Raw genomic sequence first — 23,122 nt, 5'->3', positions numbered from 1 at the left:
CACCGTCCTCACTTAAAGCAACACCACGGGCATCCACAGTAAGCCGGTAATCACCAGCAACACGAGGAATATCAGCCCAAAAATCGCCCCCAGTCGCCAGTAATCCACCGTTGGCAGATAACCACTGCCGTAGTAAATCGGACTGGGCCCGGTGGCGTATGGCGTAAGAATGCTCCCCAGACCAATTGCCGCGCCAACCATCAGGCAGAACACCGGCAGCGGGATTTCCGGCATCGCCAGCGCGGCGGCAATCATCATCGGCGCGAGAGCGGAGGTATACGCCGTGGCGCTGGCAAAGAAGTAGCGCAGCAGATAAAACACCACAATCAACGCTACCATCACCATCGTCGGCGAATAACCACTTAAGCTGCCTGCTAACAGTTTGCCAAACCAGCTAATAAAACCGGTGTTGTTGAGTCCGGTGGCGAGGGTTATTAGCGAGGCCAGCCAGAAGAAAACGTTCCACGCCGCTTTATTACTGACAATATCGTCCCAGCTGATAATGCGCAGAAGTAGCATCAGTGCCACCACGCTGTAACCGACCATCGCAGCATCGATATAATCACCGCCGAAAATCCACAGCACCAGCGCGCCCACCATCAGCGCCAGCATCCGTTTTTCACGCGAACAGAGTGGCCCCATCTCTTGTAGTTCCGTCTCTGCCCAGCGCGGCACCTGATCGCCAGACTTCAGCACCGGTGGATACAGCACATAAGCCAGCCAGGGAACCAGCAGAACCAGTAAGATACTGAGCGGCAACATACCGAGGAACCAGTCGCCCCAACTCAGCGTGGCGTGAGATGCGCTTTTCATCAGTCCAATTAACAGCAGGTTAGGTGCCATCGCCGTCAGGAAAATGGCGCTGGTCACGCAGTCGGCAACAATCCCCATCCACATGATGTATGAGCCAATGCTGCGCGAACTGCTGTCGTTCGGCTGTGATTGATAGAGCGGCGGCAGGTTACGGATGATGGGATAGATAATCCCCGCACCGCGCGCTGAGTTGGACGGTGTTACAGGTGCCAGGATCAGCTCGGAGAACATCACCGCATAGCCGAGAAACAGTGTGCGATGCCCCATCTTTTTCACCAGAATCAGCGCGATACGGCGTCCAAGACCGGTTTTTTCATAGCCAGTGCCAAACATAAAGGCGGCGAAAATCAGCCAGATAACCGAATTAGAAAAACCGGAAACCGCCCAGGAGAGGGATTTTGCGGTGAATTTAAAGCCTGGCTGGGCGAGCTGCTCGGGGCTAAACAGCAGCCAGGGCGAGAGAATGGCGATGATGGAGATACCCACCATCGCCACCACGGCACCCGGCACGGGTTCGAGGATCAGCCCAACGATCACGCCGGTAAAAACCGCAAAGTAGAGCCAGGTATGACTCTCCAGCCCTGCGGGAACCGGAAGTAGAGCAATAATGGCGATGACCGCCAGCGGTGCGAGATATCGCCACCATTCAGTGGAAGGTTTCATCGTGTTATGCCTGCGAAAAAGGAGAGGGGGTGAGCCTCTCCGGGAGGGTTATTTGATGTAGTGGACGTGCTCGCAAATCTCTTCCACGATGGGATCGCGGCGTTCGGCGAACAGCTTTTTGTTTTCGGCTATCAGGTTGTTTCCGTGGGTATCAATAGAGACAATCAGCGGACCGAACTCTTTGACCCGGCAGACCCACAGCGACTCCGGCATTCCGAGTTCTGTCCAGTGCACCTCTTCAATCTCTTCCACCTGGGTCGCCGCCAGTACCGCGCAGCCTGCCGGAAAAATTACATGCAGCGCCTTGAATTTCTGGCAACCTTCTTCGGTCAGCGGCCCCATTCCGCCTTTGCCGACCACCAGTTTCACGCCGGTCTGTTCAATGAATTCACGTTCAAAACTTTCCATACGCATACTGGTTGTCGGGCCGACGGAGACCATCTCCCATTTGTCGCCGTTTTTGCGCACGATGGGGCCTGCGTGGAAAATCGCTTTGCCGTTGAGATCGTAAGGGATCGGACGTTTCAGTTCGATCAAGCGGCGGTGACAAACGTCGCGGCAAGTCACCAGCGTACCGGTCAGGTAGATCACATCGCCGACGCGAATATCTTGCAGATCTTCAGCTTTGATCGGGGTTGTCAGGATCTTTTTCATAACGCGCTCCGGGTGTGAGACAGATTTTCAAAGGTGAGATCGGCATGAACCAGCAGCGTGCCGCGACGATGCGCCCAGCAGCCGGTAGAGACAGCGACGCCGATGGTAGAGGGATGGCGAGCGGCAGATTCGATATGCACGCCCATCACTGAACTGTTGCCAGTCAGCCCTTGTGGACCAATCCCCAGACGGTTGAGTCCTTCCTCCAGGCGTAGCTCCAGCTCTGCCGCTTTTGGATTGGGATGGCGGCTGCCAATTGGGCGCAAAATGGCTTTACGTGAGAGCACTGCGGCGGTTTCCACCGAGGTGGCGATGCCTACACCTACCAGTACCGGTGGACAGGCGTTTACGGCGAGGGTGGAGATATTTTCGAAGACGAATTTCACCACGCCTTCGTAGCCTTCCGATGGCATTAACACTTTCGAGCGGCCAGGTAGCGTGCAGCCGCCGCCAGCCATGTAAACTTCGATTTCCGCGTCGTCACCGTCGGGGACGATATCCCAGGTAACCCACGGTACGCCGCTACCGGTATTTTTGCCGGTGTTCACTTCGTCAAAAATTTCCACCGCGTTGTGGCGCAGTGGCGCTTTGACGGTCGCCTCTTCCACGGCTTGCTTAAGAATGCTTTGCAGCTCGCCAAGCAGCGGGAAACGAGAACCGACTTTAACAAAAAACATGATTTCGCCGGTGTCCTGACAGGCCGGGCGATTCAGGTCGATCGCTTTTTGCATGTTATCGAACATCGTGTGGTAGATAATTTTCCCCATCGACGACGTTTCGGCGTCCCGAAGCTGTTTTAGTTTATCCACCACGTCATCGGGCATCCGGGTAGAAATCATGGCGGTAAAGTTAGCGACAATATCCGTCAACTTATTCACTGCCTGTTGTTTATTACATTCGCTCATCATGGCAACTCCAGTTTTTCTATTTGTCTGGAAAAATTCACCGCCACAAACTAACACTAAAAATAGGGTTTTATATTTCTTACCGCCGTGAATATGTAATTAACAGTTCGTGAATCAACACGAAAATAAGAATGAATATTGCGCCAGAGCAGGGAATGGCAATGTTTTGCGAAATACACTGAGCCAGTCAAAATTGCGGATAATTAACGATGCTGAATAGCTGGCCTTTAGCCAAAGACTTGCAGGTACTGGTGGAAATCGTCCATAGCGGCAGTTTTAGTGCCGCAGCGGCGACGCTTGGGCAGACGCCCGCATTTGTCACCAAACGAATCCAAATCCTTGAAAACACGCTGGCAACGACGCTGCTTAACCGCTCCGCTCGCGGCGTGGCGCTGACTGAAAGTGGCCAACGTTGTTACGAACATGCGCTGGAAATCCTCACCCAATATCAGCGACTGGTCGATGACGTCACGCAAATCAAAACGCGCCCGGAGGGGATGATTCGTATTGGTTGTAGTTTTGGTTTTGGTCGCAGCCATATTGCGCCAGCAATTACTGAACTGATGCGCAATTACCCTGAATTACAGGTGCATTTTGAATTGTTCGATCGGCAAATTGATTTAGTGCAGGATAATATTGATCTGGATATTCGTATTAATGATGAAATCCCTGATTATTATATCGCGCATCTTTTGACGAAAAATAAAAGAATATTATGCGCAGCACCTGAGTATCTGCAAAAATATCCCCAGCCACAATCCTTACAGGAATTAAGTCGTCATGACTGCCTGGTGACTAAAGAGCGCGATATGACCCACGGAATATGGGAGTTGGGGAACGGTCAGGAGAAAAAATCGGTGAAAGTCAGCGGGCACCTTTCCTCCAACAGCGGTGAGATAGTGCTGCAATGGGCGCTGGAAGGGAAAGGGATTATGCTGCGTTCCGAATGGGATGTGCTGCCGTTTCTGGAGAGTGGCAAACTGGTGCGAGTATTGCCGGAATATGCACAAAGCGCCAATATCTGGGCTGTCTATCGGGAGCCACTCTATCGCAGTATGAAGTTGCGCGTCTGCGTAGAGTTTCTGGCGGCGTGGTGCCAGCAACGACTGGGCAAGCCCGATGAAGGCTATCAGGTTTTGTAAACCTGCCAGAAATTACTCGGGATCTTTTTCGCGCTTTCTTTTGAATTTCGTCCAGATTTTTGTCTCCTGGCGACGCCACAGACGCTGGATGTTGTCATGATGACGCAGCAGGATGAGGCAAGAGAGCATAGAAACCGGGAAGGTAAATTGTGGTTTAAACCACCAGACATAAAACGGGGCAATCAGTGCGCTGACAATCGCTCCCAGCGACGAATAACCGCTGAGTAAAATGGTTAACAGCCAGGTTCCCGCCATCACGCCCGTTAAATCCCAGCCTATCGGGGCGATTGCACCAAAAGCGGTGGCAACGCCTTTTCCTCCTTTAAAACCGAAGAAAACCGGCCAGATATGCCCAAGACAGGCGGCAATCGCAATCAGCCCTAGCCAGAAGGGGCTGGCGCCTAATTCATACGCGCCCCAGACGGGCAACATTCCTTTCAGAACGTCGAAAATCAGCACTGCTACGGCTGCTCCCTTGCCACCGATACGTAACACATTGGTTGCGCCTGGATTGCCGGAGCCGCTGGTTCGCGGATCGGGCAGCCCACACAAGCGGCAAACCAGAATGGCACTGGAAATGGAGCCGCAGAGGTACGCGATGAGGATCATTCCAGGCGCGATTGCACTCATAAGCTGTTCCGTTTTGAAAATTCGTGTTCAACGATGAATCTGTGGATAATACGCACATTTCGCCGGAAGTGGTATCCGGTTAGCCAAAAAGCAGGCAGGACGTGATGGATATTGTATTTATAGAGCAACTTTCGGTAATCACCACTATTGGTGTTTACGACTGGGAACAGACCATCGAACAGAAGTTAGTGTTCGATATCGAAATGGCGTGGGATAACCGTAAAGCGGCGAAAAGCGATGATGTGGCGGATTGTCTCAGCTACGCTGACATTGCAGAAACGGTGGTCAGCCACGTCGAGGGCGCGCGTTTTGCGCTGGTGGAACGCGTGGCGGAAGAGGTGGCGGAACTGCTGTTAGCACGCTTTAACTCGCCGTGGGTGCGTATCAAACTCAGCAAGCCAGGCGCAGTGGCGCGTGCAGCGAATGTTGGCGTCATCATTGAGCGTGGCAATAATCTGAAAGAAAATAATTAATTTTACAGCTGTTAAACCAAACGGTTATAACCTGGTCATACTGCAGTAGTTCGGACAAGCGGTACATTTTTATAATTTAGGGGTTTATTGATGAGCGATATGCACTCGCTGCTGATAGCGGCAATATTGGGTGTGGTCGAAGGATTGACAGAATTTCTGCCGGTATCCAGCACGGGCCATATGATTATTGTCGGTCATTTGTTGGGGTTTGAGGGCGACACGGCGAAAACCTTTGAAGTCGTGATCCAGTTAGGATCAATTCTGGCTGTGGTAGTGATGTTCTGGCGGCGTCTGTTTGGCCTGATTGGCATTCACTTTGGGCGTCCGTTGCAGCACGAAGGAGAAAGCAAAGGCCGGTTAACGCTGATCCACATTTTGCTGGGGATGATCCCGGCGGTGGTGTTGGGACTTTTATTCCACGATACGATTAAGTCGTTGTTTAACCCTATAAATGTGATGTATGCGCTGGTTGTTGGCGGTCTGTTGCTGATTGCCGCCGAATGCCTGAAGCCGAAAGAGCCGCGTGCGCCGGGTCTGGATGATATGACCTATCGTCAGGCGTTTATGATTGGCTGTTTCCAGTGTCTGGCGCTGTGGCCGGGTTTCTCCCGCTCTGGGGCAACTATTTCCGGCGGGATGCTGATGGGCGTGAGCCGCTACGCCGCTTCTGAGTTCTCGTTCCTGCTGGCGGTGCCGATGATGATGGGCGCAACGGCGCTCGATCTCTACAAAAGCTGGGGCTTCCTGACAACCGGCGATATCCCGATGTTTGCCGTTGGGTTTATCACCGCTTTTGTGGTGGCGCTGATTGCGATTAAAACCTTCCTGCAACTGATTAAGCGCATTTCGTTTATCCCGTTCGCCATTTATCGCTTTATTGTGGCGGCTGCGGTGTACGTAGTGTTCTTTTGATTCGGAGCAGGCCCGGTTTTCTCCCTCGCCCTTTTAGGGAGAGGGCCGGGGTGAGGGTAATTGTTCGCTCTGGTACTGGCCTGTTCCCCTCACCCTAACCCTCTCCCAGAGGGGCGAGGGGACAGTTCGCACTAATTTTTAGTTATATATCCAACAATTACTCAGGTTTTGGGCAACGTTGTTCCTTCCAGCTGGCTACCGCCGCAATCCGGCGTCGGGTCAACTCTTCGCGAATCTCCACGCCTTTAAATCCCGCTTCAACGACCGCTTTTGTCGGTACTGACTGCGCCACTTCCCAGGCTTCGCGCAACCAGCGCCCTTGCGGGTAATCAGCCGCTTCAAAGCCGGTTCTGCCGCGCACGTCGGCCTCGCTGGTCAGCGCCAGTTGCTCGACACGCTGCGGTTTACGCCAGGCATCGATGGAATCAAACAATTTGACGATGGTTTTTGGGTTCAGCATTGGGAAGGTGTGGATGAGGTCGTGAAACTCAGCCACCAGTCTGGCTAAATCGCGAATTTCATTTGGCACCCGCAGACGCTGACATAGTTGTTCCACTAACTTCACGCCCGCCGGACCGTGACCGTGATGACGCGGCCAAAGTTCTGGTGGAGTCAGCCCTTTACCGAGATCGTGGCATAACGTTGCGAAACGGACATCGACCTGCGGACTCAGCATCGCTGCCATGGAGAGCGTCATTAAGGTGTGAATACCCGTGTCGATTTCCGGGTGCCATTTCGCCGGAGCGGGGACACCAAACAACGCGTCGATCTCCGGGAATAAAACGCGTAGTGCGCCGCAATCACGCAATACCTGGAAGAAAACTTGCGGATTGCGTGTGGTGAGGGCGCTTTCAGTCTCTTTCCACACGCGTTCGGGCGTCAGGTGTTCGAGTTCGCCTGCATGAGTCATCTCACGCATCAGCGCCAGAGTTTCATCGGCAATACGAAAACCGAGGTGGGCATAACGCGCAGCAAAACGCGCCACGCGCAGAACGCGTAACGGATCTTCGCCAAACGCGGGGGAAACATGGCGCAACAGACGATTTTGCAGATCGCTCAGGCCGTTGTACGGGTCGATAATCTTGCCGTTATCATCCTGAGCCAGTGCATTGATGGTCAGATCGCGACGCTTAAGATCATCTTCCAGTGTGACATCTGGCGCGGCATAACAGGTAAAACCGGTATAACCGGAGCCGGATTTCCGTTCGGTACGTGCCAGCGCATACTCTTCATGGGTTTGCGGATGCAGAAAAACAGGAAAATCGCGGCCTACCTGCTGGTAGCCCGCGTCGAGCATCTCCTGTGGCGTACTGCCGACCACCACCCAATCTCTGTCTTTGACCGGTAGCCCTAACAATGCATCCCGAACCGCACCACCGACCAGATAAATCTTCACGCCATCTTCCCTTCGTCAAATACACAATTCCTAATAATAAGACAGTGCAACGAAGAAGGCGATTTAGTTCATCCAGCGATCTTTACGTTTGCGCGTTGGGATCAGGTGCGGCAATACCAGACCGAGCAGCAAGCCAAGTCCCAGCACACCGCCGCCATACATAAACCACTGCATGATGATGGTGCGCTGTTTGTCATCCAGCTGAACGCTGGCGGCATCGACTTTTTTCTGCGCGACAATCAGTTCGTTTTTCAGCTTCTGATTTTCTTCTTTTAACCCGTTGATCACACTGTCGCTCTGCGCCACTTTTTGCTGCATTTCTGCGGTGCGCTGATTCCAGGTGTTATCGATATTGGTGAGCTTATCGGTCAGGGTTCTGACCTGATTTTCCAGATCTGGCACACGGGAGCGCAGGCTTGGCTCAGTGCTCAGTTGTTTCAACGGGATCCAGGCGGTACGGCCGGAGCTGTCTTTCACCTGGGCATAATTGGTGTTGGCGTCAGTTTGTAATAATGTCACTTCTTCACCGGCGTTCACGGTGCCCACGAGGCGATAATGATCTCCCGGACCACTGCGAACCCAGGTGTTCAGTTCGTCAGAAACATAGCGTTTTTCTTCCGCGTGAGAGACGGCAGTGGCGCTAAGCGCGAGTAAAGTTAGTGCGATCAGGCGTAATTTTGGCATCAGGCTGTCGTTATTGTCATGGAAAGTGGAACGATAGTAGTGGCATCAGTGTTGCTGCGCAAAGCATTCGGTATCAATCGGAATCCTCTGTGTCAGCTTTTGCCACTGTCTCAAACTTTTACGCCCGTCAAAATGCTCGTTGCATGGCAATTTGGCGCAAAATACTATCTACTGACAAAAAAGATCGCATTTAGTTCGCCGTTCATCGTCACTTATGTGACATAACCGATAAGTAAAGGCCATGGCTCAGGAAATCGAATTAAAGTTTATTGTTAATCACAGTGCCGTTGAGGCGTTGCGTGACCATCTCAATACGCTGGGCGGCGAGCACCATGACCCCGTGCAGTTGCTGAATATTTACTACGAAACGCCGGATAACTGGCTGCGTGGGCACGACATGGGGCTGCGTATTCGTGGCGAAAACAGTCGCTATGAGATGACCATGAAAGTTGCCGGACGGGTAACGGGCGGATTGCACCAGCGCCCGGAATATAACGTGGCGTTGAGTGAACCGACGCTCGACCTGGCGCTGTTACCGACGGAAGTCTGGCCAAACGGTGAGTTACCTGCCGATCTCGCGTCCCGCGTGCAGCCGCTGTTCAGCACCGATTTTTATCGCGAAAAATGGCTGGTGGAGGTCGATGGCAGCCAGATTGAAATCGCTCTCGATCAGGGCGAGGTGAAAGCGGGTGAATTTGCTGAACCTATCTGTGAGCTGGAACTGGAGCTGCTTAGCGGTGAAACACGCGCGGTGCTGAAACTGGCGAACCAACTGGTATCGCAAACCGGATTACGCCAGGGCAGCCTGAGTAAAGCGGCGCGTGGCTATCATCTGGCGCAGGGCAATCCCGCGCGTGAAATCAAACCCACCACCATTTTGCATGTTGCAGCAAAAGCCGATGTGGAACAGGGGCTGGAAGCGGCGCTCGAGCTGGCGTTAGCGCAATGGCAGTATCATGAAGAACTGTGGGTACGCGGCAACGATGCGGCGAAAGAACAGGTGCTGGCAGCCATTAGCCTGGTCCGTCATACGCTGATGCTGTTCGGTGGCATTGTGCCGCGTAAAGCGAGCACTCACTTACGTGACCTGCTGACCCAATGCGAGGCGACCATTGCTTCTGCGGTTTCTGCCGTGACGGCGGTCTACTCTACCGAAACGGCAATGGCGAAGCTGGCGTTGACCGAATGGCTGGTAAGCAAAGCCTGGCAGCCGTTTTTAGATGCCAAAGCACAGAGTAAAATGAGCGATTCCTTCAAACGCTTTGCCGATATCCATCTTTCCCGCCATGCTGCTGAACTGAAAAGCGTTTTTTGCCAACCGTTGGGCGATCGCTACCGTGACCAGTTACCACGTCTGACGCGTGATATTGACTCAATACTGTTGCTGGCGGGTTACTACGATCCTCTCGTTGCGCAAGCCTGGCTGGAGAACTGGCAGGGACTGCGTCACGCCATTGCGACCGGGCAACGCATTGAAATTGAACATTTCCGTAATGAGGCAAACAATCAGGAACCGTTCTGGTTGCACAGCGGAAAACGTTAATCAGGCAAGGATAAAATCGCTTATGAAGCCGCTCTCTTCACCGTTACAGCAGTACTGGCAGACCGTTGTTGAGCGGCTGCCAGCGCCTTTAGCCGAGGAATCACTTAGCACACAGGCGAAGTCAGTACTTACTTTTAGTGATTTTGTGCAGGACAGCGTAATTGCGCATCCAGAGTGGCTAACGGAACTGGAAAGCCAGCCGCCGCAGGCCGACGAATGGCAGCATTACGCTGCATGGTTGCAGAAGGCGCTCAGTGATGTAAGCGATGAAGTCAGTTTAATGCGCGAGCTGCGTCTGTTCCGGCGGCGCATTATGGTGCGCATCGCCTGGGCGCAAACTCTGGCACTGGTTACTGAAGAGAGCATTTTGCAGCAACTCAGCCATCTGGCGGAGACGCTGATTGTCGCGGCGCGCGACTGGCTGTATGAAGCCTGCTGTCGCGAGTGGGGAACGCCGTGCAATACGCAGGGCGAAGCGCAACCGTTGCTGATTTTAGGCATGGGCAAGCTGGGTGGCGGGGAACTGAATTTCTCCTCAGATATCGATCTTATTTTTGCCTGGCCGGAACATGGCTGTACGCAGGGCGGACGCCGCGAACTGGATAACGCTCAGTTCTTTACCCGCATGGGCCAGCGGCTGATTAAAGTGTTGGATCAACCAACGCAGGATGGCTTTGTCTATCGCGTGGATATGCGTCTGCGTCCGTTTGGCGAAAGCGGCCCGCTGGTGTTGAGCTTTGCGGCGCTGGAGGATTATTACCAGGAGCAGGGGCGCGACTGGGAGCGTTACGCGATGGTCAAGGCGCGGATTATGGGCGATAGCGATGGCGTCTATGCTAACGAATTGCGTTCAATGCTGCGCCCGTTTGTTTTCCGCCGTTACATCGATTTCAGCGTGATTCAGTCGCTGCGCAACATGAAAGGGATGATTGCCCGTGAAGTGCGTCGACGCGGTTTGACCGACAACATCAAACTTGGCGCGGGCGGTATTCGCGAAATTGAATTTATCGTCCAGGTGTTCCAGCTCATTCGCGGCGGACGTGAACCGTCGCTGCAATCGCGCTCTTTACTGCCGACACTCAGCGCCATTGCCGCGCTGCATCTGCTTTCTGAAAATGATGCCGAACAATTGCGAGTGGCATATCTGTTCCTGCGGCGTCTGGAAAACCTGCTGCAAAGCATTAACGACGAACAAACCCAGACGCTTCCCGCCGATGAGCTTAACCGTGCGCGGCTAGCGTGGGCAATGGATTTCGCTGACTGGCCGCAACTGACCGGGGCACTGACCGGACATATGACAAATGTGCGTCGGGTGTTTAATGAACTGATTGGCGACGACGAAAGCGAAACTCAGGAAGAGTCGCTGTCGGAACAGTGGCGTGAGTTGTGGCAGGATGCGTTGCAGGAAGATGACACTACGCTGGTACTGGCGCATCTTAGCGAAGATGATCGCAAACAGGTGCTGACGCTGATTGCCGATTTCCGCAAAGAGCTGGATAAACGTACCATTGGGCCGCGCGGTCGCCAGGTGCTCGACCATCTGATGCCTCATCTACTGAGTGACGTTTGTGCGCGTGAAGATGCTGCTGTCACGCTGTCGCGCATTACCGCCTTGTTGGTGGGGATTGTTACTCGCACCACTTATCTTGAGTTGCTTAGTGAATTTCCGGCGGCACTTAAGCATTTGATTTCTCTGTGTGCCGCATCGCCGATGATTGCCAGCCAGCTGGCGCGTTATCCATTATTGCTGGATGAACTGCTCGATCCAAATACCCTCTACCAACCGACGGCGACCGATGCCTACCGTGATGAGTTGCGCCAGTATTTGCTGCGCGTGCCGGAAGATGACGAAGAACAACAGCTTGAGGCGCTGCGTCAGTTCAAACAGGCGCAACTGTTACGCATTGCGGCAGCGGATATCGCCGGTACGCTACCGGTGATGAAAGTGAGCGATCACTTAACCTGGCTGGCGGAAGCAATGATAGATGCTGTCGTTCAGCAGGCGTGGGTTCAAATGGTCGCGCGCTACGGTAAACCGAATCACTTAAACGAACGCGAAGGCCGTGGTTTTGCGGTAGTCGGCTATGGCAAGCTGGGCGGTTGGGAGTTAGGTTACAGTTCCGATCTTGACCTTATCTTCCTCCATGATTGCCCGATGGATGTGATGACTGACGGCGAGCGGGAAATCGACGGGCGGCAATTTTATCTGCGTCTGGCGCAACGCATTATGCATCTGTTCAGTACGCGTACTTCTTCCGGCATTTTGTATGAAGTGGATGCGCGGCTGCGTCCGTCCGGGGCGGCGGGAATGTTGGTGACATCCGCAGAAGCGTTTGCCGATTATCAGAAAAACGAGGCCTGGACGTGGGAGCATCAGGCGCTGGTGCGTGCGCGGGTAGTGTATGGCGATCCACAGCTCACTGCGCACTTTGACGCGGTGCGTCGGGAAATTATGATGCTGCCGCGTGAAAGTAAAACTCTGCAAACGGAAGTACGGGAAATGCGTGAGAAAATGCGCGCTCATCTCGGCAATAAACATCGCGATCGCTTTGATATCAAAGCCGATGAAGGCGGAATTACCGATATCGAATTTATTACTCAATATCTGGTGTTGCGCTACGCTCACGAAAAACCGAAGTTAACACGCTGGTCAGACAACGTACGCATTCTGGAACTGCTGGCGCAAAACGACATTATGGAAGAGCAGGAAGCGATGGCGCTGACCCGTGCTTACACTACGCTGCGCGATGAACTTCATCATCTGGCGTTACAGGAATTACCGGGTCATGTGCCGGAGGAGTGCTTCACCGCAGAGCGTGAACTGGTGCGGGCAAGCTGGCAGAAGTGGCTGGTGGAGGAATGAAGTGTGATATTATCGCGCGCAAATTTTGAATCTCTCAGGAGACAGGAATGAAAGTAACGCTGCCAGAGTTTGAACGTGCAGGAGTGATGGTGGTTGGTGATGTGATGCTGGATCGTTACTGGTACGGTCCCACCAGCCGAATCTCGCCGGAAGCGCCGGTGCCCGTGGTTAAAGTCAATACCATTGAAGAACGTCCGGGCGGCGCAGCCAACGTGGCGATGAACATCGCTTCTCTTGGTGCTAACGCTCGCCTGGTCGGGCTGACCGGTATTGATGATGCGGCGCGCGCGCTGAGTAAATCACTGGCGGACGTCAACGTAAAATGCGACTTCGTTTCTGTGCCAACGCATCCGACCATCACCAAACTGCGGGTGCTTTCCCGCAACCAGCAGCTGATCCGTCTGGATTTCGAAGAAGGTTTCGAAGGCGTTGATCCGCAGCCGCTGCACGAGCGGATTAATCAGGCGCTGAGTTCGATTGGCGCGTTGGTGCTTTCTGACTACGCGAAAGGTGCGCTGGCAAGCGTGCAGCAGATGATCCAACTGGCGCGTAAGGCGGGCGTTCCGGTGCTGATTGATCCAAAAGGCACCGATTTTGAACGTTACCGTGGCGCTACGCTGTTGACGCCGAATCTGTCAGAATTTGAAGCTGTTGTCGGTAAATGTAAGACCGAAGAAGAGATTGTTGAGCGCGGCATGAAACTGATTGCCGATTACGAACTCTCGGCTCTGTTGGTGACCCGCTCCGAACAAGGCATGACCCTGCTGCAACCGGGTAAAGCGCCGCTGCATATGCCAACCCAGGCGCAGGAAGTGTATGACGTTACCGGTGCGGGCGACACGGTAATTGGCGTACTGGCGGCAACGCTGGCGGCGGGTAATTCGCTGGAAGAAGCCTGCTTCTTTGCCAATGCGGCGGCTGGCGTAGTGGTCGGCAAACTGGGAACCTCCACGGTTTCTCCCATTGAGCTGGAAAACGCGGTGCGTGGACGTGCGGACACCGGCTTTGGTGTGATGACCGAAGAGGAGCTGAAGCTGGCTGTAGCGGCGGCGCGTAAACGCGGCGAAAAAGTGGTGATGACCAACGGTGTCTTCGACATCCTACATGCCGGGCACGTATCCTATCTGGCAAACGCCCGCAAACTGGGTGACCGCCTGATTGTCGCAGTGAACAGCGATGCTTCCACCAAACGCCTGAAAGGGGATTCTCGTCCGGTTAACCCGCTCGAACAGCGTATGATTGTGCTGGGCGCACTGGAAGCTGTCGACTGGGTGGTGTCGTTTGAAGAAGACACGCCGCAGCGCCTGATCGCCGGCATCTTGCCAGATCTGCTGGTGAAAGGCGGCGACTATAAACCGGAAGAGATCGCCGGGAGTGAAGAAGTCTGGGCCAACGGCGGTGAAGTGCTGGTGCTCAACTTTGAAGACGGTTGCTCGACGACCAATATCATCAAGAAGATCCAACAGGATAAAAAAGGCTAACCGGAAAGCGGTTCACAGATCTCGTTTCGTACCTGGCAGGCCTATTGACGCTGTTGTTTTTTCAACCTAAAGTAAAGGAACAAGGGTAAGGGAGGATTTCTCCCCCCTCTGATTGGCTGTTAATAAGTGGCGAAACTTACGAGTAACAACACAATCAGTATGATGACAAGCTTCATCATAACCCTTTCCTTCTGTAAGGCCCCTTCCTCGGGAGGGGCTTTCCCGTTTCAGCCCCTTGCTGACTCCCCGATTGTTGATGAGCATCAGACCCTGCGCAATGCTTTCCCTGATGCAGTTTTCTCTTCCCCGAGTCGACTCGCAAAACGCTGCAACAAGCTGATCATTTGCACTTTTTAGCGGAACGCAGATATAAAAAATCCCCGGCTTTGTGTGCCAGGGATGTGAATATAAGAAAATCTACTCTACTTTATCTGCGACGGGAATCGATGAAGCCAATGGTGAAGTCAATGCCGCCAACGAACCACCTGAAACGCCGATTTCATTGAGGAGAGAGTCAATAAGCGGTGCTTGTGTGCGGTAAGAAAGGGCGGCAGACAATGCCTGCTCTGCAAGGTTTCCTCCACCAACGCTACCTGTGCTCGCATCACCCGCAGTACCACCACGCTTCAGACCATCGACCTGAATGATCTTAATACCGTCAATAGACTTCATTGGCTCAACGGATTTCTCTATTACCGCAGGTAGCGCCTGCAACAAGGCCAGTTTGAATTTAAGGCTGGTTTGTTCATCAGAAAGTACGTTGATAGCATCGTTCAATGCGCGTTGTGCTTCCGCTTCCGCCAGGCCTTTTTTACGTGTTGCCTCAGCTAACTCTACGATTGCTGCCGCCTGCATCTCTGCGGCTTCTTTTTCAGCTTTCGCGCGGACGGTCAGTTCGACCGCTTTGGTTTCCGCGTCTTGTGCTGCGGCAATCAGAGCGACCTGCTTGGCACGATCGGCTTCGGCGGTCTGACGTGTTGTTTCTACGTTTTGCTGGGCGCTTACCGCTTCTGCAAGTGCGAGGTTGGCACGCGCTTCCGCTTGTGACTGCTGTTCCGATTTGGCGGCAATAGCGATCGATTTCGTCTGGTTGGCGATTTCGGTGACCTGCTGCTGTTCGATCTCTTTAATGCGAATTTCGCGTTCGGCCTCAACTTTTCTTGAGCGCACGGCCTGTTCGCGGTCAATTTCTGTTTCCTGAATTTGCCGTTCAGCCAGAATACGCGTCTGCTCTGCCTCACGACGACGTTCAGCTTCAAAAGCCGCAATTTTCGCATTCTGCTCTGCGGTGCGGGTTTTAACCTGCTGCTCCTGCTCAAGTGTCATAAACGCTTCTTGCTGTTCAATCTCGAGCTTTCGCGACAGCGCATCACGGTTTTTCTCACGCACCGCAACTTCTACATCCTGTTCAACTTCGTTACGCTCGCGGCGACGGCGTTCTGTTTCCTGCGTCAGCTTGGTTAAACCTTCGGCGTCAAAGGCGTTGTTCGGATTGAAATGCTCTTTCGACGTCTGGTTAAAGTTGGTAAGTGACACGCTTTCCAGTTCCAGACCGTTTTTCGACAAGTCTTCTGCAACGGTATTTTGCACCCCCTGAACGAAGTTTTCGCGTGTATCCTGTAACTCATGCATGGTCATTTGTGCTGCGGTGGCACGCAGAGCATCGACGAATTTATCTTCGACCAGCATCCGCAAATCTTCCGGTGACAAGGTTCGTTGCCCCAACGTCTGAGCGGCGGTGGCGATGCCTTCTACCGACGGTTTTACCCGCACGAAGAAAGCGACCACGACATCGACACGCATACGATCTTTTGTAATCAAACTATCAATCGTCGAGCGACTGACTTCCAGTTTTAATGTATTCATATTGATAGGGATTATTTCATGGAAGATCGGCATAACAATTGCGCCGCCACTCATAACCACTTTTTGTCCGCCTAATCCGGTACGGACAAATGCCTGCTCAGCAGATGCCCGACGATAAAGCCGCGCGAAAATAATACCGATAATAAATAGAACGCATACGGCAACAATCGCCATAAACATCCAGGAAGGCACTAAGTTAACAATATCATCCATTATTAAATTTCCTTTTAATTAAATACTTATAATATATTTGGCCAGGGATTTTTTTCAGCCAAATACCGCGTTGGAGAAAGTCGGCAAATAATTAATACCTTGTCACCTTTCTTAAAAAATTTCCCTTCTTCGGGTTCAAGTAATAAATAGTGTGTTTGACCGAATTGATCGGTGAGTTTTCCTTCACAGGGGTTACCTGAAGTCGCCTGATGACCGGTAATTAATGCCATACAGCCAATATATTCTTCTTCGGTAATAGCAGAGCTATGGTCACGTGGAACCCAGGGGGCAATTATCTTACCGGTATAATGCACTATGATAATTGTGAGCAGCAAACTGACAGGAACAATGAACAGATTCGAGAGTGGGACTTGCCAGAGCAAGATGCAGGCGTGTTGTAGCAAAACGCCAAGCAGCCCAAAGAAACCGGCTAACAGGCAGAGGATGATGAGGGCTGGTAGCCGTCCGATATTGAGATAATGAAGCGCCTGACTAATATTACCTGTGGTTATGGAATCGTAATGATCAAGATGTGCATCGAGAGCGCCGGATAGCATATGGCCACAGATAATGGCAATAATTTCCAACAGACCGATTAATAGTACAAAGGAAATAGCGAAAAGATAAGGTGCGTTATAGTCGGCAAATAAAATCATCAGTCACTCCATCGTCCATTCAGTGACGCATTGTTTATTGTGGTATGGTTTCCTTGCTTACATTTATCTTGGCTAATAATAACATATGTTAGTGAGTTCTTAAAAGGAGAAGTCATTTAATGTTATTTTTTATTTTTTGAAAAAGTGTGATCCTAAACAATATATTTACGCACGTTATGTTTAAAGGCACTACACTGATTAGGGAATACTGAAATCAGAAAAAGCATATAGCCTTAAAAGGTATGCGATAACCGGAGGATGTGCTTATGGATCATAGTCTTAATTCTTTAAATAATTTCGATTTCCTGGCGCGTAGTTTTGCCAGAATGCATTCTGAAGGCCGCCCGGTCGATATTCTGGCCGTCACCGGTAATATGGATGAAGAACATCGGACCTGGTTTTGCGCCCGCTATGCCTGGTATTGCCAGCGGATGACACAGTCAAAAGAACTGGAATTAGAACATTGATATTACGGGCCATTTGGCCCGTTTTTGTGTTGCTTTATTCTGCTTTATCAACGGGTGGGATGGCTGGAGGAGACTGAACTTCTGCTACCGGATTATTGCGTGCTTCCAATTCACTGATGCGCTGTTCCAGTAACGCCAGTTTCTCACGGGTCCGTAACAGAACCTGCGTCTGAACGTCGAATTCTTCACGGCTCACAAGATCGAGACGCGTCAACTGCGCCTGCAGGGTTTGGCGGATTTTTTTCTCCACATCTTCCCCGAACTCCCTGATTCCTTTAGGCATTGATTCGTGAACCTGGCGAGCAATTTGCTCAATTTTTTTCGGGTCAATCATTGTAGTTTCCCTGTACTGATAGGTGTTTAGTGCCATTGTAGTGCGATAAGGGTAAGTCATAAACCAGAATTATGTGAACCTGTGCGTTGCCGCCGCTAATCATTAGCGTTATAGTGAATCCGCTTATTCTCAGGGCGGGGCGAAATTCCCCACCGGCGGTAAATCAACTTAGTTGAAAGCCCGCGAGCGCTTTGGGTGCAAACTCAAAGGACAGCAGATCCGGTGTAATTCCGGGGCCGACGGTTAGAGTCCGGATGGGAGAGAGTAACGATTCTGTCGGGCATGGACCCGCTCACGTTATTTTGGCTATATGCCGCCACTCCTAAGACTGCCCTGATTCTGGTAACCATAATTTTAGTGAGGTTTTTTTACCATGAATCAGACGCTACTTTCCTCTTTTGGTACGCCTTTCGAACGTGTTGAAAATGCACTGGCTGCGCTGCGTGAAGGACGCGGTGTAATGGTGCTTGATGATGAAGACCGTGAAAACGAAGGCGATATGATCTTCCCGGCAGAAACGATGACCGTTGAGCAGATGGCGCTGACCATTCGCCACGGTAGCGGTATTGTTTGCCTGTGCATCACTGAAGATCGCCGTAAACAACTCGAGCTGCCAATGATGGTAGAAAATAACACCAGCGCCTATGGCACCGGTTTTACCGTGACCATTGAGGCTGCTGAAGGTGTGACTACCGGTGTTTCTGCCGCTGATCGTATTACAACCGTTCGTGCTGCTATTGCCGATGGCGCGAAACCGTCAGATCTGAATCGTCCGGGCCACGTTTTCCCACTGCGCGCACAGGCGGGTGGTGTACTGACTCGCGGTGGTCATACTGAAGCGACCATTGATCTGATGACGCTGGCAGGGTTTAAACCGGCAGGTGTACTGTGTGAGCTGACTAATGACGATGGCACCATGGCGCGTGCGCCAGAGTGCATTGAGTTTGCGAATAAACACAATATGGCACTGGTTACTATCGAAGATCTGGTGGCTTATCGTCAGGCGCACGAGCGTAAAGCCAGTTAATAGCCTGTATATTTTGAATATAGAAAAGCCGGGCATCTGGACTGACCCCGGCTTTTTTGCTATTTAGTGATAGTTTATTTTTACGATCAAGTCTTTCTGGAAGGGGCCGAATCTAAGCGATTCGCCAGGTTTTTGTGTTAATTCCGCCAGGTAGTCATGGGTCGCCGTGGTGGAAGATTGCCCCGGTACATAGGTGGTAAATATTTTATACTGGTTAAATATTACGGAATCCTTCGTTTTTTGGTCGATGATGTTCATCAACAGACCATTTCCCATTTCCAGATGGGTATCGTCGTAGAGTGTGTCACTTGTATAGAAACTTGTTGCAACGTCAAATTGTTCGCTGCAATCAGCAGTGGCATCTTTTATTGTTGAAACACTAAAAGCTGCTTTGGGGGGAAATGTCGAGAAAGAGTTTGCAGCGATTTGACCAAAGTTGACTATCTGGCTTTCTGGATAAATGCGCATAGTTACGCCGCAATCAAGAAATGAAATATTGTCTAGACCTGTAATATTCACATGAAGGTTTTTTGCTCCGGGGTTAGTGTTTGCACCTTGTCCACCATCAAATTGCAACACGTTTACATCCCCAAAGTCCCAACTGAGGCCCTCTGTAGAAGGGGGAAATTGAGCGAGTTTTACATACAAGCGAAAACGAGCATTGAATTCGTTATTTTTCTGATATGTGCTGCCATTACAAGCTTTAGTTGTATATTGATCCCCCGTTGAATTCTTTCGATCCAGACACACTCCCGTATCTATGCTCTGACCATTTCCTTCATAGTCCTGACCGTTATAAGTCACACCAAATATTAAATACGGGTTGTTCAGAACGATGGGATCATTAAACTCTGCCAATTTGATCCAGGCATGAATATTTTCTGTGGGGTTAGCAGATGACCAGTTACCTGCATTGTTGCAAAAAACGTGGACAGCGATATCGTCACTTTCCCAAATTTTCTGACCCAGAATGGCATTTTGAGGAATTCTGAAGGAGGGCATCTCCTTTTCGATCAGCGTAGGTCCTTTGTTTTTATTCTGATAGCAATCGACAGCATAAGAAGAAACGTTAAAAAACAAACACAGAATAGCTAACAGCCTAAAAAGCGTAATCATAATTTTCCCTTTCTGGCTGATGTGCTTTGACACAGAGACTGGACGGAGTTGCACTCAACTTTAAACATTTCCAGACCACCATAGTCGCCAACAAAACCGAGCAGGAATGTGGCTGGTAGGTTGTTCAGGTGCTGAGTCGCTGTTGCAAACGGTGCTACCATAATGCTGTCTGCCCCAGGCATTAATGTTTTTCCGTTAGTGCCTATATAACCAACAGTAATATGATAAGGCGTTGGATTATTGAGCGTGAGTCCTGTCGCAGTACGGGTTACCGTGACTTTTTGCAGAGGCACCATTTGCCCCTCTTTTAATTCAATGGCTTTTGGACGCCAGAATAATTTCAGGCGGCTTTGCATCGCGATCTGCATTACATTCTGTTCTTTGGCGCGAGGCGGAATTTCCCGGACGTTATAGTAGAACAAGGTTTCCCTGTCTTGTGGTAAGTTATTGAGCGATGCCAGTGCCATCAGACGAATTTGCACCTGTTCATCTGCTTCGATACGTTCCATTGGCGGCAGCGTTGAAATATAGTCGCGTGTTTTTTTGCCGCTGGCATCTTCAATCCATGACTGCGCCAGATAAGGTTCAGTTTTGCTTTGATTGGTCAGACGAACTGTCGCACTTTTACTGGAAGCATTAAAAATAATGCGCGTCCTGTCCGGTGAAACCGTGGCCTGGGCAAAACAACTTATCACCAGTAAACAGATCATTCCCGTTGTGATTATTGGCATTTTCATTTCATTCATCCTGAATTAATTGACTTTTTTACACGGTAAAATAATAGCGTTTTCGCTGATATTACTTTTATTGGGCGGAGTCATTTCGCACATGTTATCCCCCCATGTTAAACGCAATGTACTATTTTCCTGAATTCCGCTGAGATAAACGAAGCCATCTTCTGCAACCAGGCCCACATCTTTACCTGATGCTTTATCCGTTACGCTCACTCCAAGTGGCGGGAAACGGCCATTTTCCATGCGGATCACTCCGACGATCTGGTATCCGGTGCTGGCATTCAGTTTCGCGTAACCGATCGCGCCCTCAGTGAGCGTGGTGCGAATGACTGAGTTTTCAACATCCACACCTTCGGGCAATTCGTTGTTATTCACTCTTAGCATGGCGGTGGTGTAGTTCGATAAAGAAGGAACAACAGCAACGCCCATCCCGTTGGTCACGGTACGGTTAGAGTTAATCTCAACGCCAGCAATGCCGTCTGTATCCACCATCATGCGGGCATTATCACCGTAGCTATAATCATGAAGCGCAACACCGTGACGCGTGGCTGTCAGAGAGCCGTACCAGCCAGCAGTGATTGAGTTGTATTGATTTGGTTGCATACTACCGTTGATATTCAGGCGTCCCCACGGAGAATAGTGCTGATAACTTCCGCGCAGTGTTGGCTCTCCATCGCGGATATTGTCGTCTGTTGCCGATGCTGAAATATTCCAGGTATTGTTACGATCTGATGTGTCATACCAGGAGATCATTTGCGAGGTATTACTGTCACCGGTACGTTGCATACTGTATGAGATATTACGATTTTGCTGTAAAGGCAGAGAGAATGAGAAATAATACTGATTCTCTTCGTCGTCATCCCAACGAATCCGGCTTATTGCCAGCGAAGCGGAGATCCCTCTGAAATCACCAATATCAAAATTTCTGCTCAAAGACAGGGAGTAATTGGTATTACTTTCACGGTCCCAGTAGGTATTACGTGTAATATTGAGATAAGAGTTCAGCTCCAGCGCAGCAAAGTACTGGTTCAGCGAAATTACATAGCTCTCTTTTTCATTATCGACGTTTTCATCGCCGTTGCGCGAGGCGAGATACTCACTCATCGACACATAATCTTTATCAGAGAAACGATAACCCGCGAAGGTAATCTGGCTCCCAGTTGATTCAAAATGTTTTGCGTAGTTAAACCGATAACTATAGCCGCGTAATTTATCGCTATTCTGTTGTTGCAGAGAGGCTTCTGCGCCGGTGACATCGAATGAAAGCGAGCCGAACTGATTAAGGTTAAAACCTACACCGGTAGTAATCGCCTGATAATCATCAGCCGTAAACATGCCGCCGCCATAGAGAGAGACGTTATTCAGCCATCCCCATGAGGCTTCCGTCGTCCAGAAGAATGGGTTATTGATATCGTTATGCCCAACGGAGGTTGGTTTCCCAAGTGACATTTTATAGCGCACTTGCCCTTTACGGGTTAAATAAGGGATAGAAGCAGCGCCGACTTGAAAGGTGTTGGTGCGACCATCTTCTTCTTCTACAGTGACATCCAGTTGCCCCTGGAGCGATTGCCCCAAATCAGAAATGGTAAATGGCCCAGGTGAAACGGTAGTTTGATAAAGGACTCGACCATTTTGTGCAACGGTGACTTTGGCGTTAGTCTGCGCGATACCGGTAATTTGCGGGGCGTAACCCTGTAAATCGGGTGGCAACATACTTTCGTCACTTTCTAAGGATGCACCAGTAAAGTGGAATGTATCGTAAAGATTGGAACTCAGATCGTATTGCCCCATGGTAAATTTTGATGACCATGTGGGGATAGGACGGAACAAATAGGTGCGCGCAAAGTCGCCGTCGTGGCTAACGGAACGGCCTTCAGTAAGATTCTGATTATATTGATAATCACTGCGTAAACGCCATGCGCCGAGGTTGAAACCTAATGTGCCGTAGGAACTGATATTTTGGGTGCTGTCGCCGTGATGTGGCGCATACTGGCTGGCGTACAGGTTGTAGTCGAGAATAAACCCTGCGATACCGTCATCCCAGAATTCGGGGGGAGTCCAGTTTTTGGCCTGATATTTGAGCCATGCCTGAGGAACACTGAGTGATAACACCATTGTTGACTTATCGAGGCGCGTTATTAATTCTGGTTTTAGGCTTAAATCAAGGCAGTCAGTGCTTTGAATTGTTTGTAAGGTTTCAATGAATTCTTCATTCAGGCCAAAGTTAGTTAAATGCTCTTTCGTCAGGCACAGTAACGAACCGCTTTCTGTATCTGCTTTTACCCAGTCCAGCGTCGACGTTTGCGGTAATATATTTTTATTGATCTGCACGCGAACAAGATATTTGCCTGGGGTGATATATCCTTTTTTCTCGAATCGGGAGAGATCGATATTTGCACGATCTTCAACGTCAATCATATCAACGTTGAATTCTACCGCTTGTGTCGGAAAAACTAATAACAGTGAGCATACAACACCAGAAAGGACATTTTTTATTGAGAGAGATAATTTATCCCGACTAAACGTGTTTTTAGTTTGCATAAAAATCCA

At 50.9% G+C, this 23,122-nt stretch carries 21 protein-coding genes and 1 riboswitch; of the genes, 8 read left to right on the top strand and 13 right to left on the bottom strand.

All coding sequences use genetic code 11. The features are described from left to right. Positions 1-12 precede the first annotated feature (12 nt). Genes ttdT through ttdA form a run of 3 tightly spaced genes read right to left on the bottom strand, consistent with a single transcriptional unit; the run spans position 13 to position 3,038 of the window. Complete coding sequence (ttdT, locus tag WC5_RS18025; RefSeq protein ID WP_000804985.1) at positions 13-1,476, bottom strand: L-tartrate/succinate antiporter; 1,464 nt, start codon at positions 1,474-1,476, stop codon at positions 13-15. Between the two features lie 48 nt (positions 1,477-1,524). After that, complete coding sequence (gene ttdB, locus WC5_RS18030) at positions 1,525-2,130, bottom strand: L(+)-tartrate dehydratase subunit beta (protein WP_000722957.1); 606 nt, start codon at positions 2,128-2,130, stop codon at positions 1,525-1,527. Then, positions 2,127-3,038 (bottom strand): L(+)-tartrate dehydratase subunit alpha, encoded by a 912-nt coding sequence (ttdA, locus tag WC5_RS18035; RefSeq protein ID WP_000986724.1) that lies wholly within the window; start codon positions 3,036-3,038, stop codon positions 2,127-2,129. The genes ttdB and ttdA overlap by 4 nt, the downstream gene beginning before the upstream one ends. Before the next feature lie 206 nt (positions 3,039-3,244). Here ttdA and ttdR point away from each other — a divergent pair, with 206 nt between their 5' ends. Further along, entirely contained in the window at positions 3,245-4,177 is a 933-nt protein-coding gene (gene ttdR, locus WC5_RS18040) for an L-tartrate utilization transcriptional activator TtdR (protein ID WP_000935208.1), read from the top strand. 12 nt (positions 4,178-4,189) lie between these two features. Here the strand turns inward: ttdR and plsY are convergent, their stop codons facing one another. Next, positions 4,190-4,807, bottom strand: a complete 618-nt coding sequence (gene plsY / locus WC5_RS18045) for a glycerol-3-phosphate 1-O-acyltransferase PlsY (protein ID WP_001272791.1) — start codon at positions 4,805-4,807, stop codon at positions 4,190-4,192. Positions 4,808-4,911: 104 nt separating this feature from the next. Here plsY and folB point away from each other — a divergent pair, with 104 nt between their 5' ends. Further along, entirely contained in the window at positions 4,912-5,280 is a 369-nt protein-coding gene (gene folB / locus WC5_RS18050) for a bifunctional dihydroneopterin aldolase/7,8-dihydroneopterin epimerase (protein ID WP_001295541.1), read from the top strand. Between the two features lie 90 nt (positions 5,281-5,370). Then, the gene (gene bacA, locus WC5_RS18055; protein ID WP_001305111.1) at positions 5,371-6,192 is read left to right on the top strand and encodes an undecaprenyl-diphosphate phosphatase; all 822 of its coding nucleotides are present in this window, start codon (positions 5,371-5,373) and stop codon (positions 6,190-6,192) included. 157 nt (positions 6,193-6,349) lie between these two features. On the opposite strand, the gene cca is transcribed toward bacA, so the two are convergent. Together cca and WC5_RS18065 are read right to left on the bottom strand one after the other, a co-directional pair. Beyond that, positions 6,350-7,588: a fused tRNA nucleotidyltransferase/2',3'-cyclic phosphodiesterase/2' nucleotidase/phosphatase Cca gene (gene cca, locus WC5_RS18060; RefSeq protein ID WP_000708516.1), complete on the bottom strand. Its 1,239-nt coding sequence runs from the start codon at positions 7,586-7,588 to the stop codon at positions 6,350-6,352. A 63-nt stretch (positions 7,589-7,651) separates the two neighbouring features. Then, positions 7,652-8,272 (bottom strand): TIGR04211 family SH3 domain-containing protein, encoded by a 621-nt coding sequence (locus WC5_RS18065; protein ID WP_001125317.1) that lies wholly within the window; start codon positions 8,270-8,272, stop codon positions 7,652-7,654. Positions 8,273-8,513: 241 nt separating this feature from the next. Here WC5_RS18065 and ygiF point away from each other — a divergent pair, with 241 nt between their 5' ends. From ygiF to hldE, 3 genes are read left to right on the top strand one after another with little or no spacing between them, the layout of a single operon-like run. Further along, the gene (gene ygiF / locus WC5_RS18070; protein WP_000046316.1) at positions 8,514-9,815 is read left to right on the top strand and encodes an inorganic triphosphatase; all 1,302 of its coding nucleotides are present in this window, start codon (positions 8,514-8,516) and stop codon (positions 9,813-9,815) included. Positions 9,816-9,837: 22 nt separating this feature from the next. Next, positions 9,838-12,678 (top strand): bifunctional [glutamate--ammonia ligase]-adenylyl-L-tyrosine phosphorylase/[glutamate--ammonia-ligase] adenylyltransferase, encoded by a 2,841-nt coding sequence (glnE, locus tag WC5_RS18075; protein WP_016231455.1) that lies wholly within the window; start codon positions 9,838-9,840, stop codon positions 12,676-12,678. Between the two features lie 47 nt (positions 12,679-12,725). Then, positions 12,726-14,159, top strand: a complete 1,434-nt coding sequence (gene hldE, locus WC5_RS18080) for a bifunctional D-glycero-beta-D-manno-heptose-7-phosphate kinase/D-glycero-beta-D-manno-heptose 1-phosphate adenylyltransferase HldE (RefSeq protein WP_000869188.1) — start codon at positions 12,726-12,728, stop codon at positions 14,157-14,159. A 119-nt stretch (positions 14,160-14,278) separates the two neighbouring features. Here the strand turns inward: hldE and WC5_RS25195 are convergent, their stop codons facing one another. The 3 genes from WC5_RS25195 to WC5_RS18090 form a co-directional block, all read right to left on the bottom strand. Beyond that, complete coding sequence (locus WC5_RS25195; RefSeq protein ID WP_100249717.1) at positions 14,279-14,338, bottom strand: type I toxin-antitoxin system Ibs family toxin; 60 nt, start codon at positions 14,336-14,338, stop codon at positions 14,279-14,281. A gap of 238 nt (positions 14,339-14,576) precedes the next feature. Then, positions 14,577-16,238, bottom strand: coding sequence for a flotillin family protein (locus WC5_RS18085; protein ID WP_000341009.1), 1,662 nt, complete (start codon positions 16,236-16,238; stop codon positions 14,577-14,579). A gap of 26 nt (positions 16,239-16,264) precedes the next feature. Further along, positions 16,265-16,894: an OB-fold-containig protein gene (locus WC5_RS18090; protein ID WP_000599920.1), complete on the bottom strand. Its 630-nt coding sequence runs from the start codon at positions 16,892-16,894 to the stop codon at positions 16,265-16,267. A gap of 266 nt (positions 16,895-17,160) precedes the next feature. Here WC5_RS18090 and glgS point away from each other — a divergent pair, with 266 nt between their 5' ends. Beyond that, complete coding sequence (glgS, locus tag WC5_RS18095; RefSeq protein WP_010348753.1) at positions 17,161-17,361, top strand: cell surface composition regulator GlgS; 201 nt, start codon at positions 17,161-17,163, stop codon at positions 17,359-17,361. Between the two features lie 34 nt (positions 17,362-17,395). On the opposite strand, the gene ubiK is transcribed toward glgS, so the two are convergent. Next, entirely contained in the window at positions 17,396-17,695 is a 300-nt protein-coding gene (ubiK, locus tag WC5_RS18100; RefSeq protein ID WP_010347865.1) for a ubiquinone biosynthesis accessory factor UbiK, read from the bottom strand. Between the two features lie 121 nt (positions 17,696-17,816). Beyond that, positions 17,817-17,965, top strand: a riboswitch (FMN riboswitch). A 103-nt stretch (positions 17,966-18,068) separates the two neighbouring features. On the opposite strand from ubiK, the gene ribB reads away from it, so the two are divergent. Further along, positions 18,069-18,722: a 3,4-dihydroxy-2-butanone-4-phosphate synthase gene (gene ribB / locus WC5_RS18105; RefSeq protein ID WP_001077004.1), complete on the top strand. Its 654-nt coding sequence runs from the start codon at positions 18,069-18,071 to the stop codon at positions 18,720-18,722. Positions 18,723-18,785: 63 nt separating this feature from the next. On the opposite strand, the gene WC5_RS18110 is transcribed toward ribB, so the two are convergent. Genes WC5_RS18110 through WC5_RS18120 form a run of 3 tightly spaced genes read right to left on the bottom strand, consistent with a single transcriptional unit; the run spans position 18,786 to position 23,113 of the window. Then, on the bottom strand, positions 18,786-19,838 hold the full coding sequence (locus WC5_RS18110; RefSeq protein WP_016231454.1) for a fimbrial adhesin: 1,053 nt from the start codon (positions 19,836-19,838) through the stop codon (positions 18,786-18,788). After that, positions 19,835-20,575 (bottom strand): fimbrial biogenesis chaperone, encoded by a 741-nt coding sequence (locus tag WC5_RS18115; protein WP_010348750.1) that lies wholly within the window; start codon positions 20,573-20,575, stop codon positions 19,835-19,837. Before WC5_RS18115 ends, WC5_RS18110 begins: the two co-directional genes overlap by 4 nt. A gap of 15 nt (positions 20,576-20,590) precedes the next feature. Beyond that, positions 20,591-23,113, bottom strand: coding sequence for a fimbria/pilus outer membrane usher protein (locus WC5_RS18120; protein WP_001193618.1), 2,523 nt, complete (start codon positions 23,111-23,113; stop codon positions 20,591-20,593). Between the last annotated feature and the right edge of the window lie 9 nt (positions 23,114-23,122).

This window comes from Escherichia sp. KTE114 (assembly GCF_000407765.1).
GTDB classification, from domain to species: Bacteria; Pseudomonadota; Gammaproteobacteria; order Enterobacterales; family Enterobacteriaceae; genus Escherichia; species Escherichia ruysiae.
The sequence above is the reverse complement of the archived record's forward strand: the minus strand, read 5'-3'. Positions and strand labels throughout refer to the sequence as shown.

Excerpts from the sequence above, each read along its gene's own strand:
- ttdT (WP_000804985.1), bottom strand. The coding sequence starts at position 1,476 with ATGAAACCTTCCACTGAATGGTGGCGATATCTCGCACCGCTGGCGGTC.
- ttdB (WP_000722957.1), bottom strand. The coding sequence starts at position 2,130 with ATGAAAAAGATCCTGACAACCCCGATCAAAGCTGAAGATCTGCAAGAT.
- ttdA (WP_000986724.1), bottom strand. The coding sequence starts at position 3,038 with ATGATGAGCGAATGTAATAAACAACAGGCAGTGAATAAGTTGACGGAT.
- ttdR (WP_000935208.1), top strand. The coding sequence starts at position 3,245 with ATGCTGAATAGCTGGCCTTTAGCCAAAGACTTGCAGGTACTGGTGGAA.
- plsY (WP_001272791.1), bottom strand. The coding sequence starts at position 4,807 with ATGAGTGCAATCGCGCCTGGAATGATCCTCATCGCGTACCTCTGCGGC.
- folB (WP_001295541.1), top strand. The coding sequence starts at position 4,912 with ATGGATATTGTATTTATAGAGCAACTTTCGGTAATCACCACTATTGGT.
- bacA (WP_001305111.1), top strand. The coding sequence starts at position 5,371 with ATGAGCGATATGCACTCGCTGCTGATAGCGGCAATATTGGGTGTGGTC.
- WC5_RS18065 (WP_001125317.1), bottom strand. The coding sequence starts at position 8,272 with ATGCCAAAATTACGCCTGATCGCACTAACTTTACTCGCGCTTAGCGCC.
- ygiF (WP_000046316.1), top strand. The coding sequence starts at position 8,514 with ATGGCTCAGGAAATCGAATTAAAGTTTATTGTTAATCACAGTGCCGTT.
- glnE (WP_016231455.1), top strand. The coding sequence starts at position 9,838 with ATGAAGCCGCTCTCTTCACCGTTACAGCAGTACTGGCAGACCGTTGTT.
- hldE (WP_000869188.1), top strand. The coding sequence starts at position 12,726 with ATGAAAGTAACGCTGCCAGAGTTTGAACGTGCAGGAGTGATGGTGGTT.
- WC5_RS18085 (WP_000341009.1), bottom strand. The coding sequence starts at position 16,238 with ATGGATGATATTGTTAACTTAGTGCCTTCCTGGATGTTTATGGCGATT.
- WC5_RS18090 (WP_000599920.1), bottom strand. The coding sequence starts at position 16,894 with ATGATTTTATTTGCCGACTATAACGCACCTTATCTTTTCGCTATTTCC.
- glgS (WP_010348753.1), top strand. The coding sequence starts at position 17,161 with ATGGATCATAGTCTTAATTCTTTAAATAATTTCGATTTCCTGGCGCGT.
- ubiK (WP_010347865.1), bottom strand. The coding sequence starts at position 17,695 with ATGATTGACCCGAAAAAAATTGAGCAAATTGCTCGCCAGGTTCACGAA.
- ribB (WP_001077004.1), top strand. The coding sequence starts at position 18,069 with ATGAATCAGACGCTACTTTCCTCTTTTGGTACGCCTTTCGAACGTGTT.
- WC5_RS18110 (WP_016231454.1), bottom strand. The coding sequence starts at position 19,838 with ATGATTACGCTTTTTAGGCTGTTAGCTATTCTGTGTTTGTTTTTTAAC.
- WC5_RS18115 (WP_010348750.1), bottom strand. The coding sequence starts at position 20,575 with ATGAAAATGCCAATAATCACAACGGGAATGATCTGTTTACTGGTGATA.
- WC5_RS18120 (WP_001193618.1), bottom strand. The coding sequence starts at position 23,113 with ATGCAAACTAAAAACACGTTTAGTCGGGATAAATTATCTCTCTCAATA.